This is a genomic window from Pontibacter ummariensis, assembly GCF_900188175.1.
Lineage (GTDB): Bacteria > Bacteroidota > Bacteroidia > Cytophagales > Hymenobacteraceae > Pontibacter > Pontibacter ummariensis.
The window spans coordinates 11,178-25,418 of the sequence record NZ_FZOQ01000013.1; the positions used below are offsets into that span (position 1 = coordinate 11,178).

The 14,241-nt window shown below is 51.0% G+C and carries 8 protein-coding genes; all 8 read right to left on the reverse strand.

Annotated features, from left to right (window positions below):
* Positions 1-48 precede the first annotated feature (48 nt).
* Complete coding sequence (locus CHB92_RS14285) at positions 49-3,246, reverse strand: SusC/RagA family TonB-linked outer membrane protein (protein ID WP_245842591.1); 3,198 nt, start codon at positions 3,244-3,246, stop codon at positions 49-51.
* A gap of 1,177 nt (positions 3,247-4,423) precedes the next feature.
* Positions 4,424-4,633, reverse strand: coding sequence for a hypothetical protein (locus CHB92_RS14290; protein WP_106219130.1), 210 nt, complete (start codon positions 4,631-4,633; stop codon positions 4,424-4,426).
* A 204-nt stretch (positions 4,634-4,837) separates the two neighbouring features.
* The gene (locus CHB92_RS14295) at positions 4,838-5,497 is read right to left on the reverse strand and encodes a GDSL-type esterase/lipase family protein (RefSeq protein WP_245842593.1); all 660 of its coding nucleotides are present in this window, start codon (positions 5,495-5,497) and stop codon (positions 4,838-4,840) included.
* Positions 5,498-5,578: 81 nt separating this feature from the next.
* On the reverse strand, positions 5,579-6,337 hold the full coding sequence (locus tag CHB92_RS14300; RefSeq protein ID WP_089320034.1) for a 3-keto-disaccharide hydrolase: 759 nt from the start codon (positions 6,335-6,337) through the stop codon (positions 5,579-5,581).
* Between the two features lie 110 nt (positions 6,338-6,447).
* Positions 6,448-8,424, reverse strand: coding sequence for a c-type cytochrome (locus CHB92_RS14305; protein ID WP_089319911.1), 1,977 nt, complete (start codon positions 8,422-8,424; stop codon positions 6,448-6,450).
* Between the two features lie 26 nt (positions 8,425-8,450).
* The gene (locus CHB92_RS14310) at positions 8,451-10,292 is read right to left on the reverse strand and encodes a family 16 glycoside hydrolase (protein WP_144266313.1); all 1,842 of its coding nucleotides are present in this window, start codon (positions 10,290-10,292) and stop codon (positions 8,451-8,453) included.
* A gap of 753 nt (positions 10,293-11,045) precedes the next feature.
* A complete protein-coding gene (locus CHB92_RS25860) occupies positions 11,046-11,195 on the reverse strand; it encodes a DUF4982 domain-containing protein (protein WP_179223050.1) in 150 nt (49 codons plus the stop codon).
* A 135-nt stretch (positions 11,196-11,330) separates the two neighbouring features.
* The gene (locus CHB92_RS14320) at positions 11,331-14,186 is read right to left on the reverse strand and encodes a TIM-barrel domain-containing protein (RefSeq protein ID WP_089319914.1); all 2,856 of its coding nucleotides are present in this window, start codon (positions 14,184-14,186) and stop codon (positions 11,331-11,333) included.
* Between the last annotated feature and the right edge of the window lie 55 nt (positions 14,187-14,241).

Genomic DNA, 14,241 nt, shown 5'->3' on the forward strand with positions numbered 1-14,241 from the left:
CCCACCTATATATAAGAATCTATTTTTCATCTTGCTCTTTGTCTTTAATTAAAAATCAATACCAACGTTAAAGGAATAAACCGGTGTTAGTGGGTAGCGGCCATAGTCTACACCAATAGCGGCATTTCCTGCGCTTGCATTTGCACCTACATAAGAACCAACTTCTGGGTCATATCCGGAGTAGCCCGTAAGGGTGTAAACGTTCTGTGCGCTCACGCCTATGTTTGCTCCTTTTATGTATTTCAGCTTCTCAAGCACGGTAGAAGGCAGACGATACGTCAGGGTTACGTTCTTAAGTCTTACAAATGATCCATCCTCTACGTACTTGTCGGTGTGACGCTGGAAGTTGTTGTTCTTGTTACCGCCTGACATTCTGGCCACTGTAGTATTTGGATTTAACAGGTAAGGATTTCCTTCTGCATCCACCTCTACTTTAGCATAATCAAACGCGCCAACGAACAAGTTACGACCCAGGTTAATGTTGTTCGGATTCGTGTTCTCGTTGCGCAGATAGTTATAAATGTCGTTGCCATAAGTACTTGTAATCAGAACGCTCAGGTCAAAGCCTTTGTAAGAGAAGCTGTTGGTGAAACCGGCATAGTATTTTGGGTAAGGGTTACCAATAAAGGTTTGGTCCTCTCCAGTAATAATACCGTCGCCGTTGATGTCCTTGTACTTCACGTCACCCACCCAGATGCTGTTCTCCGCGATAGGGAACTCAACACCATTGTTGTCGGCTGGCAGGGCGCTGTTCTCCAGCTCCTCTCTTGACTGGAAAATGCCTTCCTCGATGTAGCCATAGAACAACCATGGTGCCTGGCCCACTACAGTTCGCTGAGTCCAGTTGTTCAACCACCAGTTAACTTTGTCTATCTGGCTGGTTTCAGAAGTCAAGCTCTTCACCTCCGTCTTAAAGTGCGAGATGTTAAAGTTCGACTGCCACACAAAGCTTCCGTTGTCAATGTTAACCGTGTTTAAAGTAACACTCCATCCTTTGTTTTGTAGGGAACCAATGTTAACAGTAGGGGCCTGAATGGCACCGTTACCGTTTGTACCCATGTACCAAGGCAGGGAGCTTTGCAGGATCAGGTTGTCTGTGTCTTTGATGTAGTAGTCAGCTTCTAACTGTACTCTGTTTTCAAACATACCCAGATTAATACCGAAGTTGCTTGTCTTTGTCTCTTCCCACTGGAAGTTAGGGTTTGGATATCTGTTGGCGATGAAGCCGGTACCCCAAGGCGTTGGACCAGGAGCAAGTGTACCGTAGATAGCACCGCTACCACCTTGGTTACCTGTCAGACCAATTTCATAACGCAGTCTCAGGTCATTCACAAAGCCTACATTAAAGAACTCTTCCTCAGATACTCGCCAGGCAGCTGACAGAGAAGGGAAGTAACCCCATCTGTTTTCTGGACCGAAGTTAACAGAGCCGTCCGCACGGATAGCACCTGTTAAAATGTAGCGGTCACCGAAGTTGTAAATGACCCTGCCTAAGTAAGACTCCATGGCCCAGTCACCGTGACCACCGCTGGCCACACTTGTCAGGATGTCACCTGCTTCCAGGTCAATCACATCATTTGTCTGGAAGCCGCGTCGCTCACCGTACAGGCGTCTCCAGAAAGACTCCTGCGATTCATGCGTTGCCATGACATTGATGCTGTGCTTTCCGAACTGCTTTCTGTACTGCAACATTTGGCTCCAGTTCCAATAAGTGTTCAGGTTATCGGTGTTGTTCAACACGGCTACTGTGTTCTGCTGGTAACCGAACTTATAAGTTGGCAGGAAGTAAGTACCATTAGCAAACTCAACACGACCATTTACCGAAGTACTGAAGTCTAAACCTTCCATGATCTCAGCTCCTACAGTTAAACCACCCAAAAGCTGCCTTCTTGTGAAGTCGTTTTGAGTTAAGTTAGCAAGACCAATCGGGTTTGGCGGCGAAAACTGCTCGCCTGTGCTGGTCGCGGTTACGATACCACCACCATATGTTCCATCCAGGTTTCTCACCGGAATGTGAGGAGCCAACTGGATAGCTCTCGTAATGATGTCAGACTGCGTGGTTGACAAGCTTTCGTTTGTCTGCGCATAGCTAAAGTTACCTTTGATCGTCAGCCATTTTTTAGCTTGGTTATCCAGGTTCAAACGAACAGAATAACGGTCAAAGCCTGAGCCCAATGCAATACCAGCCTGCTCTAAATACTCACCTGATAGGTAATAAGTAGTTTTTTCGCTACCTCCGCTTACGCTCACCTGGTGCTTGTTCATAGGAGCACTTTGGAAGAGCTCTCCCTGCCAGTCAGTACCGTCTCCTAATAAGGATGGATCTAAAAAGTCTTCCCGAACATTGCCACCTGCAATCGCTTTGTACTCATTATCCATTTGCGCATACTGGCGCAGGTTCATTACTTCCAGTCTTTCAGGAGCAGTCTGAATACTGTGCAGGTAGCTGTAGTTTACACGTACCTCACCAGACTTACCACGTTTGGTTGTGATCAGAACCACACCGTTGGTCGCTCTTGAACCATAAAGCGCTGTAGCAGAAGGTCCCTGCAGGATCTCCATGCTTTCGATATCAGAAGGGTTCAATGTGGAAAGCGGGTTAGATCCAGAAGGAGAAACTGAACCAGGGATCTGTACCCCATCAATTACATAAAGCGGCTCATTTGTGCCTCCAATCGAGTTAATACCTCGGATGTTCACAGAGATACCACCACCTGGAGCACCTGTGTTCTGTGTTACGTATACACCGGCCGCTCTACCCTGTATCGCCTGCTCGATGGTTGTGTTCACCGTTTTCTCGATGGCCTCTGTACCGATGGTCGTCTGCGCTCCTGTTACTTCGCTTTTTCTAACTTCACCGTAACCTGTGATTACGACTTCGCTCAGAAGCTCGTCATCTTCAGCCAGGTTAACATTTACCTGCGATCGGCCGCCTACCTTTACTTCCTGGGTTTTAAAGCCAACAAAGGACACAACGAGCACGGCATCTTCAGGAACTTGTAAGGTAAACTCACCGCTTCCGTTTGTTACGGTACCGTTCGAAGTACCTTTTACCACAACGTTTACCCCCGGAAGGCCCACATCACTCCCCGCGGTCGTAACTTTACCAGTTACGGCTTTAGTTGTCTGGGCAAGCCCCACAAAGGCATGAAGAAAGAAGATCGCCAGTAGCACTGGGACCATCCTCCAAGCATTGGACGATTTACCAACAGAGCCCGCCAAAAGGTCTACCCTGCGTAAGTACATGTTTTTCATCATAATGTGTATTTGAGAAGGTTTGTTTTTGAATTAAAAGATCAAGCTTTTACAGATTAAGTTATCATTCACTCGACAAGGGTTTACTTCCATATGCTAATTAGTTTTAAACAGATAAAATTTTCACTTGGCTAAATTTATTTGCGACTCTGGCTTGTTCTTTCTGACCCCTACCTCCCCCAAAACTGATGATCGACAGCTTTAGGCTTTGCTTGTGTTGGGCGTAAACCGCGCAAATTCTACTTTAATTCCTTATACTAAAAATATTCTTTTTACAGTTTAAACATCAAAACCCTGTATTCCGGCATCTCTTTTACGCACCATACAGGTGATGTTATCCTGTTCACTTCTTACTTTTATCCAACTAATTCTACACCACCAATAGTTAGCGCCAGGAGCATAAATGCTTTAGGGCCTGGCAGTGGAGCAGAACTTCTTATATCTAATGTAAGGAAGAGAAAAATTTACGGGGGGTATCAAATGTTTCCAATGTGTGAACTACCTGTTAACACGCAAAAAAGTGCTTTTCAACGGCCATTTAAACCACATAGGCCATGATCTCAGTGCCCTTTTTCTGTTCTTGGAAGCAGCCAGCACACAAGCCTTGTTAACAAAACATACCCTAATATTAGCTTAATATCTATAACTTAAGAGCAAATCAGGCGTAATGGCCCTTTCGGTTTGTGAGTACTTCCCACACCATTACTACTAAATCACCTATTATCAAACGAAAGAGCAGCGCAGCACTCACCCTAAGCCCTCGTCTCAGTTAGTAAGTACTTACTAGTGCTTAATTAGATATATCCAATAAACTAAGTTGGAAAAACCGGCCTACAGCAGGCTCATCTACTGCGAAAAAAGCGGTCTTACGGAAGGTAAAATTTTTTAAGAGATCGTAGCCAACAAAAAGGGCCATGAACTATCTTCTTGGCCCTCTTTGCTCTTTTTGCAAGGTTATTTAAACCTAATTTATGTGCTTGCCCTCCAGAAAAGCCGACCTCCTAAGGCTCTTTCTTTCACAAAAAAGAAGCAAGGATAACCTTTCGGCAGTTCTCTCTGGAGGAAGTAGCTACTTACTAACTAACACCCAGAGAACTTGTACAAGCTTTACCGAATGATACCACGTAGCACTCGTGTTGCGGTTTGTTAGTTTTAACATCACGGCATCCTAAGCCGGGATAGTGGCTTTAAAGGCTTTCTTGGTTGTGCCCTTGCTCTTCTTCGCCCATACATCACGCACCTGGTAGGTTTCTCTGCTAAAGTCCACTTCTTTGTTAAAAACCTCATCCTTACTGTTTCCCTGCCCAAATACTGTTACCGTAAAGCTTAACGCTACTAAAAATAAGCGTACGCTTATAGGTCTGTCATTGTATTCCAAGCTTCTCTCTGTGCTCGCTCTAAGCACTTTCACTGCCTGCTTTCACCTTGTTCCGTCACCGCAGAGCATATGTATAGCTTGTGTTAAGAATACTTTTATCCAGGCCTTAATAAGGGAACAGAGTTTAGGGTTTACCTGCTATTACAGGGCAGGTGGGCAGGCTAGTAGTTAGAAGCGCTATAGCACTCTTTTACCTTTTTCAGTTTACTTAACAGAAGCTGCCTCGTTTGCCACGAGCTCCTGGTACACCTCTTTAGCCAGGAGGGCAGCTCCTTCCTCATTGGGATGAACCCCGTCGTATGTTAGGCCTGCCTGCCCAGTAAAGGGGGTATATAGATCGATGGTTTTAACATTTGCCTTCCGTGCAATCTTTTTCACAGCCGGTATCACCTGATTCTTTACGATCGCCTCGTTAATCCCCCATTTGTCTTCGAAAACAGGGATCGGATAGGCTAAGAACACCTCCGGCTTAGCAGGCAGCTTTTTAAAAGACTTCACGAGTTTGACATAGTCCTTCACAAAATCTTCTGAGTAGATCCAGTTCTGGGGTTTTGAATCGTTTGTACCTAACTTAATTACCACAATATCCGGGTTCCAGGCCAACGCCTCCTGGTATTTTGCTTCCTTCCAGTAAGGAAAATCTCCTTTCTTCAGGAGTGTACGGCCACTGACACCGTAGTTGCGCACTTCGTAGGCATCTCCTAACAGTGCTTGCAGTGCCTCCGGGTAAGTTGTTTCCAACCCTGCTCCTTCTGTGATGCTGTTCCCCACACAGGCTACTTTCACTGTCGCCTGCGCAAAAACATGAAACGTGTGAAGCAGCACAAGCCCGAACACGAGAACAAGGGTAACGAGTCTTTTCAATTCTGTTAAGATAATTTCCTCCGTAGATTCTTGTATAAAACTACCGGGAGGGCTAGCCTGTAGCCCTCCCGGTAGCCTGTGCTATAATTCTCTGATCCAGATATTTCTGAACTGCACGGGGTTGCCGTGGTCCTGCAGGGTGATCGGGGCCTTGCCGTGGGCCTTGTACTGGGGCAGGCCGATGTACTCTGTCGGTCCTTTCAGCTCGGTGTCGTTCTGCACCACCACGCCGTTGTGAAGCACAGTCACGCGGGCAGGGGTGAACAGGGAGCCGTCCTCCTTAAAGCGTGGAGCCGTGTAGATGATGTCGTAGGTGTTCCACTCTGAGGGCTTGCGCATGGCGTTCACCAGCGGCGGGGTCTGCTTGTAGACGCTGCCCGCCTGCCCGTTGGAGTAGGTGCGGTTCTGGTAGTTGTCGAGCACCTGCACCTCGTAGCGGTCCTGCAAAAACACGCCGCTGTTGCCCCTTCCCTGGCTCTCGCCCTTTACCTGGTCGGGCGCGCTCCACTCCAGGTGCAGCTGGAAGTCCTGGAAGTCCTTTTTGGTAGAGATGTCCCCCTTACCTACGGTAAAGACGCCGTTCTGCACAGGCCACGGGGCCTCTCCTCCGCCGTTCTTGGCTTTCCACTGCGAGAGGTCTTTGCCGTCGAAGAGCACGATCGCATCCGAGGGGGCGGCGCTGTTTACCGTGCCCGGCGTGATCACACGCACCTCAGGCTCCCAAAACTCGGTCATCTCCGGCACCATCTTAGGTGGCTGGGGCACCTGCTTTGTCTGGGCTGAGGCGCTGGCGTAAGAGAGCAGCCCCAGGGCAAGGGCTGCGAAAACAGATTTTCTCATAGGGTTCATGTCTTGAAGGTTATGTGTCATAGTTCTTGGTTTCTATCCTGCTTCTGACTCAAATTAAAGAAACAGGGGCTTTAGACGTTCTGTTGCTTAGCAAATAAAGCTTATTTGAGTGAGTTTATCCAGGCGGCTATCTTGAGGGCCTCGTCCTTGGGCACCTGCGGCATGGGCGGCATAGGCGTGGCGTAGTCGGGCCAGTTCTCAGGCTTTGGCTCGTGGATGAGCTCGACGATCTGCTGGTTGGTGTAATTGCGCTTGGCCACCTCTCTGAAGGCCGGGCCTACCTGTTTCTTGTCAGGGTTATGACAGGCCGTGCAGGTATTCTTGGCCAGCAGGGGCTTGATGTCTTTTTCGTAATCCAGAGCCTCCTGCCTGGCTGCCACCGCCTTCGCCGGCGCCACCTTTGCCGTGGTGACAGCTTTAGCCCGCGCTTTTGAAGCGGGCTTGGCAGCTGACTTCTGGGCCTGCACAGCTGAATTGCGGGTGCTCGCCTCGCTCAGGCTCAGCTTCTGGCCCTGCGGGATGTTGTTCAAGGTGTAGTACCCTACCGGATGCACGAGCTGATAGTAGTTGTCTTTTGCCCGCACCCCGTCAAGGCGCACCACATGGATATAGCCCTCCCGCAGGTTGTCTACCACAAGGCGCGCTTTCATGCCGTCCTCCGATACTTTTACCCCCTTTACAGGAAGCTTCTCCATGTTCACGGGCGGACTACCGTATACTGCGTGATATTTATAGGTGTAGCTGTCTACGCCATAGGAAGCGAGGTCCTCTGCCGATTTCCTGTCCACTGGCTTGGTAAACTCTATCTCGAAACCGTCTGGCATGGCTTTCACAGTGCGCATTTCAAATGGCACCTTGCTGTTCCACACCAGGCGCTGTAAGCCTTCATTGGCTTCGCCTGCCGATCCCCAGCCACGGTTGGTCTCCCCCACAAACAGAGAGCCGTCCGGTGCCCAGGCCATGCGGAGCACGCCTGACTGGAACCCGCTCCGGAAATCAAAGGCTACCCCCTGGTACTCGTCGTTCACTTTCTCCAGGGCTATCCGCATGATCTTGCTCTGCCCCTGGTCACCTACCAGTAGCTGCCCTCCAAAGGGGCCAAAGTTCCCTTCCGGTATCGCCACGATCTCGGAGTTGGAGATGCCCAGGATGCCATGCGGCAACCAAACGGCAGGTGTCTGTAGACCGGGGAACTCCTTCTTCATCTGGTGCATGGTCACGAAGTCCCCGTTTTGCTTGTTTTCCGGCTTCACCGGCTGTCCGCTGGCATCGAACTCCTCACGTTTGTCGATCTTGGCAAATACCTGTTCCTGCCTCATGTTTACCGGGGAGTCTGCTCTGTCGGCCCAGCGTAGTCCGGCCGGGTGCACGGTAAATGCACCTTTCTTCACGTGCCAGATACCGCCCGATCCTACCCAGTCCCCCTGGTTCTCGGCGTAAAACAGTTCTCCGTCCACCATGCCCAAACCGGCTGGTGAGCGCATGCCTGTGGCCCAGGGTTCCATCTTACCGTCCTCCGTGATCCGCATAATCCAGCCCCGCATCGGCACGAGGCTCTTGGCATGCCACCAGGGGTCCGGAAAACCCAGGTTGGCCGACACGAAGAAAGAGCCATCCGGTGCTATCTTAGGGCCAAAGCTGTACTCATGGTAGTTTCCTGACAAGGGCCAGGCGTAAACGGTTTCAAACTCATCGGCCTTGCCATCGTTATCGGTATCCGTTAGTTTCGTTAGTTCGCCCCGCTGGGCCGCATACAGCGCCCCGTCCTTGTAGGCCAGGCCCAGCACTTCGTGCAGACCTGAAGCGAACTTACGGAAGTAGGGGCGCGCCGAGGTGGGGTTCTCTACGATAAAGATATCGCCTCTGCGGGTAGACACACCTAAGTTACCATTCGGAAGCACCGTCAGACCGCCTACTTCCAGCAGCGTCCCCTCCGGTGAGCTTACGCGCATGATCTTGAAGAAATCCTCCTCCATCGGCGACTCCTGTGCCTGTGCCTGCTGTTTGGCACTGAAAAGCAGGCCTGCCGCTAAGAGCAAACCTCCGACTATTTTTTTGCCTCTATTGCTATTGCTCATGATTCTTGTCTTTTAATTTACAGCGCTTAGTACAGAATAGAGTAAACCAACCTGTTGCGTACAGGCACGATCAGCTCTTGCCTGCCTCCAATGTTCCGCACCAGTGGTTTCGCCCCTCCGGCCTCATCCAAGCGAATATAGTAGGCCTTCCCATCCACCAGGTAAGTCCCTTTCGATACTTCCTCGATCTCGTTCCCGTCTGCCAGACGCGCATACAGGTTGGCTGCGGGCTGGTCCACGCTGATCTGGCGCTGAATACCCTTCCCGTTTTCTAACAGGCTGATGGCATCCTGCACATTTGAGCCATACAGCTGGTACTTAAAGGTAGGCTCGTTCCTCTGATTCAGCCTATAGCCTTTCTGCCGGTAAGAGGTCCCTGTTGTATCTGTTACCCAGGCCTGCTGCTCGGAAGAGAGCCTGGCCAGGACCGGCGCCGGCTTACCGAAGAGCTGTACCGAGCCTGTAGCCCGCGATGAGCCATCTCCCCGCTCATGCCACATAGGGGTAGCATCGAGGAAGGCACCGCGCCACAACTGCACAAGTGCTCCGTTGTCCATGTCGTAGGTATAGTGCAGCTGCTCGGGGCTGCCCACCGATACGGCATGTGTTACACGATGATCACCGGGCAGATCAATAAAGCTGCGCAACACAGGCCGTTCCTTCGGATCCACTAAGATCGGGTCTGTCACGTCAGCCAGTTGGGCTTCTTTGTCACTGATCAGGAACTCACGCAAAGCAGGCCCTGATACCTGCAGCGTCATGGCTGGCTTGGCCCAGTCCATCTGCTTGGCATAAATCACCTCTACGGGTACCTTCCCGGCAGGCAGCTTCACAGAACCGGTGCTGTTCCAGTAGTTCATCGGCATCACCTCCTTGCCGTTCACTTTTACCAGGCCTCCTCCTCCAGGAGTGGTGAGGTGAAAGGTATACTCTCCCGGCTCTTTCACCAGCATGGTGCCGGTATAGCGCAGCAAATACTGCCTGGCCTCCGTGCCCAGGTTCGCGTTTAGGGTGGCAGATGCCCCCTCGCTCTCTGGCTTCAGGTTCGCATAATTGGGCTCAGCATCAAATCTACCCGGGTAAATGGCATAATGCAGGTTCTCTAACTCTGGTTGGGGAGTCTTATATTCCGTCACAGTCACGTTACGGAAGGCCACCGCACCATGGTCGCCTTGCAGGCGCAGCGGCCCTTTGGCTACCTCTTTCTCACTGTCGGCCCCTCGTGTAGGACCAAAGAGCTCAACGTTCTCGTGTATGGTCACGCCATTGAGTTCGGCGCGCAGTATCTTAGCGTTTTCCACTTTGTTGCCCTGCGCATCAAAGCGAGGTGCCTGGAAAGATATTTTCAGGTGTTGCCATAAGCCCGGTGCCCGGCCTGCATTCTGGCGTGGAGCATGCCCCTGGTAGCCTTCCTGCCCCCTGGGGCGGGAGCTGTCCCAGCGTTCGTACACACCGCCGTTGCTGGCTGCCGACAGGTCTGTCTTGCCCCAGCTGTCCTCCAACTGCACCTCGTACAGCCCTTGCAGGTAGACGCCGGAATTAGCCCCAGGAGCCATCATGTAGTCCAGCTCTATGTCTGCATCGCCGTGCTCGAAAGCCGTGTACAGGTCCTTGCCTGCCCCCTTGCGCTTCGGCAGGTTCACCAATACGCCCTTCCCCGGTTCTGTCTGTAGCTTGTTCTCCTTGCCCAATTCTGCCTGCACATCGCCTACCACTTGCCAGCTCTTGCCTGGGTTTTGAAAGGCCGATAGGTCCTCCAGCCCCAACTTTCTTGTTTGCCCCAGAGCTGTGCTCCCCAGGGCCAGCGACGACAGCATAGCACTGAAAGCCATGAGCCGGTTAAAAGACAATAATCGTGGTCTAGCCATAATCTTTTATAATAAATTCTCGTTGTTTCAGATACGATGCATCTTCCTACCAGCCAGTTAGCGGTTGCAGGTAGAAGTTGAAGAAAGATTCCCGGCATGACCGATACTCTCGTCATATGGTTTCGCCCTCCAGCTGTTATTGCCTACTCTCATCTGTTTCATGTTTAGCAGGTGCCATGCCCTAAAATCACTGGGCATGAAGGATATAGTGTATCGCCGGGCTTTTTGTCCAATTAGGAGGCGGCACCAGCTCAAGGTCCTGTTGCCATCCGGCAGTTCGTAAAAGTTCATGCACTTCCTACTCAAGTTAGTGTGTACCCACTAAGTGGCTTCTTGAAACCCTTAAGATAAGAATACCTGCTTTCAATCCTCTGTTTTTTTGCTACTTTTCGAGGCTAATCGTAACAATGACAAGACTAAGTCTCTCAGAAATCGGCGTTAACATCACTTCGCCCACCTCTTTCTGAGCCTGCAAGATGGTTATGACCAAATACCTCTGAAAGCCCTGCAGGGAATCATTCTAAATGACTGCTGGCAGGGCTGCAGACCATTTACCCCCAGCTATAAAGGATTTCCTGCTTATCTTCAGGTTTGACCTGCTGCCTGCTCGTGGCATTAAGCGGCTGCCCTTGTCTACAATCTTTACCGTTACAAAGGGCAGGTTTTGTCACCTGTGTCAATCGTGCTCCTGCCTGTCCCCAGCTCGATTCTGGCTCGTTTACCCGCTGTTCTGCTCTCTTTAGTGAGCGCCTGCTATCCGTTTATCCTGGAAATGGCTTTCAAGGTTCCCGTCCCCGGCTTGTATACATGCCATATCACATGCAGCCCCCTGCCTTTTTGGCTCTCCAACGATTTACCGTTTAAGAAGAACTTCTCCCCTCCGGCATTGTTGCGATACGCCATATGTCTAGGGTTAGTTAGCACGAAAAGAAGTTGGAGAAAGGCAACATACCTTCCTCCAACCAAGCTAAACTCACCTTAATATAAACATAATTAATCCTTTCACTTGAACTTACTCGTCAGGGCGTGCCTTGGCTCCTACAGCTTTACAGAGGTTGCTTTTCCACTATAAGAAATCACTTTGTCTGGCTTGGCATCCAGCTGCAGCGCTCTTGGCTTGTCTGGGCGCACATACAACACGTTAAAGGTCCTGTTCTGCAGCATGCCCTCAAACTCGCCTTGCTGCTGGCCAATGGTCAGCGTTCTGGATGCTTCGTTATAGCTAATCGGGATGGAAGCAAACTTGCCTTTCTCGTAGTTGTAGTTCGTGTTCTCATCCTCGTAGAGGTCAAAGCTAGCATCCTTTCCGCCATACACGTAAAGGGTAATTTCGTCGGCTGGCTTCTCGGTGGTGTATTCTATCTCCGGGCCAAATGGCAGGATAGCCCCTTCTTTTACAAAAATTGGCATCTGCTCATAAGGCGCATCTGCTACGATCTGCTTTCCGCCTGACTGGTAAGCCCCGGTATAGAGGTTATACCACCCGGTATTGGCTGGCAGGTACAGGTTTCTTTTCGTCGCCTTGTAGTCCGTTACCGGGTTTATCAGCAAGCTTGGCCCGAACATGAACTGGTCGCCAATGTTCAGCACGTTCTTGTCCTGCGCGAAGTCCATCACCAGTGGGCGCATGATGGTATAGTCCTTATGGTACACGTGGCCCGCCAGCGAGTAGAGGTATGGCATCAGCCGGTAGCGCAGCTTGTTGTAATACACAATGGACTGGTAAGCCTTGTGGTCTTCCGGGGCGATGTTAAATACTTCGCGGTAAGGGTACTGGCCGTGAGAGCGGTACAGCGGCGTGAAAGCGCCGTACTGGTGCCAGCGGGTATTCAGCTCCCGCCACTCTTCCAGGGCTTCGCCTTTTGGATCCGGACGATCGTACTTGTCTTCCACAAAGAAGCCCCCGATGTCTGTTGTCCAATACGGCAAGCCGGAGACAGAGAAGTTCAGTCCGGCGGGAATCTGGCGCTTCAGCTCATCAAAGCGGGCTGAGATATCCCCACTCCAAGTGGCCGCCCCGTAGCGCTGCAGGCCACCGAAGGCAGAGCGGGTCAGGATGAACACCCGGTCGTTCGGGTTTGTCTCGCGCTGTCCTTCGTAAATACCTTTCGCATTCATCAGGGAATAGGCGTTGAAATACTCGTCTGCCGATCCTAAATAAGTAGGGTTCATCAACGACTTACGGTGCTCGATAGAAGCGTTCGACAAGATATCCGGCTCTGTTGCATCCAGCCACCAGGCGTCTACACCTAGCTTATATAGCTTCTTATCCAGCAGCTCCCAGAACAGCTCCTGCCCTTCCGGGTTAAAGGCGTCGTAAAAGGTAGACACATAGCCCTTGCCGATCCAGTCGCGCTCTCGGTTCTGGATGTTTTGCTTGTACAGCAGGCCTTTCTCGTCGAAAAGTTTGTAGTTCTCGATGCCCTCGTAAAACTTCGGCCACACTGAGATCATGAAGTGCGTGTTGTACTTGTTATGCAGCTGGTCGATCATGCCGGCAGGATCCGGGAAACGGGTTTCGTCAAACTCCTGGCTACCCCACTGGTCCTCTTTCCAGTAAGACCAGTCCAGCACGATGTTGTCCAGCGGAATGTCGCGCTTGCGGTACTCCGCTACAATGTCGAGGATCTCCTGTTGGGTTTTGTAGCGCTCCCGGCTCTGCCAGAAGCCCATGGCCCACTTGGGCATGATCTGCGCATTACCTGTCAATTCACGATAGCCGCTGATCACCTCGTCCATGTTCTTGCCGTTCACAAAGTAGTAGTCCAGTTTATCGCCTGCCTCCGAGGCAAAGGCGAACTTATCCTGTTCCGCCTTAGATTGTGGCGTCAGGAAGCGCAGCGAAATAAAGGACTGGCTGCCATCCGGGTCCCACTCGATCTTGATCGGGTGCTTTTGCCCTTTCTTTAGTTCCTTGGAGAAAACAGAAAGGCCGGGGTTCCAGGCTTCGCGCCACTTATCCAGCAGCAATTCCCCATCAATCCATACTTTGGTATAGCCCGAGGCCGGCATCCGGAAGCGGTGCACCCCGCTGGTATCACTCTCCAGGTAACCCTCCCAGGTTACTTTACCGCCCTCCAGGGAGTAGCCTTCCGGCAACTGCTTCAGCGAACTCAAAAACTCGTAGTCTATCTCCGACTCCTGGCGCACGATCGGTGCTTTTCCCGCCTTCTTGTCCGACACATAGGTAGCCGTGAGGCCACCCGGTTTCTTATCTTTTGAATACAGCTTGAAAGCGCTTAAGGGTTGGGCCTGCCGTACGTCACCAAACTTAGTGATGGAATTGTTGTCCCACAGGATACCGTAGTTCTTGCTGGATACCAGGAAAGGAACCACGGCAACCGAGTTGTACTGCGTCAGGTCTACCTGCGAACCCCGGTAATTCATCTGGCCCGTCTGGTGCTGCCCCAGGCCATAAAAGGCTTCGTCCTGGGCTGCCTTAAACTTCTTCTGCAGGGCATAGCCCTTCTCCTTGCCAAACGTGACAGGCTTAAAGGTTTGATAGCCCCCATTGCTCTCCTGCAGAATCACGTTGCCGGCCTTGTCCAAGAAAGTTACCTCGCCGGTGTTGGCAGATACGCGTGCCTGCAGCGATTTCGTTTCCAGCACAAGCCCGTCCTTATTTTCCGCAACAGTCCAGCCCTTCGTCTTCTTCCCCTCTTTGATCACCATCAAACTGGGATCTCCGGCAAAGGAGTTGATCGGGGTAGACGACACATGAATGATATCGTCCGACACGACCTGTAGCTTTAAGTACAGCGGGTCACCACTCTTTTCCTTTTGCAATTCGATCACCACGCCGTCATCAAGCTTTTTATAACTTTTAATGGAGGGCCCATCAAAAGAGGAAAGCATGAAGAACAGCAGCAGATAAACTAAACCTTTTACTCGCATTCGTTTTTATAATAGTGCCTGGTCACTCATTTGTTAACAGCAAGGTACTAAAACC

Coding starts and splice junctions, on each gene's coding strand:
- CHB92_RS14285 (WP_245842591.1), bottom strand. CDS start 3,246: ATGTACTTACGCAGGGTAGACCTTTTGGCGGGCTCTGTTGGTAAATCG.
- CHB92_RS14300 (WP_089320034.1), bottom strand. CDS start 6,337: ATGAGAAAATCTGTTTTCGCAGCCCTTGCCCTGGGGCTGCTCTCTTAC.
- CHB92_RS14305 (WP_089319911.1), bottom strand. CDS start 8,424: ATGAGCAATAGCAATAGAGGCAAAAAAATAGTCGGAGGTTTGCTCTTA.
- CHB92_RS14310 (WP_144266313.1), bottom strand. CDS start 10,292: ATGGCTAGACCACGATTATTGTCTTTTAACCGGCTCATGGCTTTCAGT.
- CHB92_RS25860 (WP_179223050.1), bottom strand. CDS start 11,195: ATGGCGTATCGCAACAATGCCGGAGGGGAGAAGTTCTTCTTAAACGGT.
- CHB92_RS14320 (WP_089319914.1), bottom strand. CDS start 14,186: ATGCGAGTAAAAGGTTTAGTTTATCTGCTGCTGTTCTTCATGCTTTCC.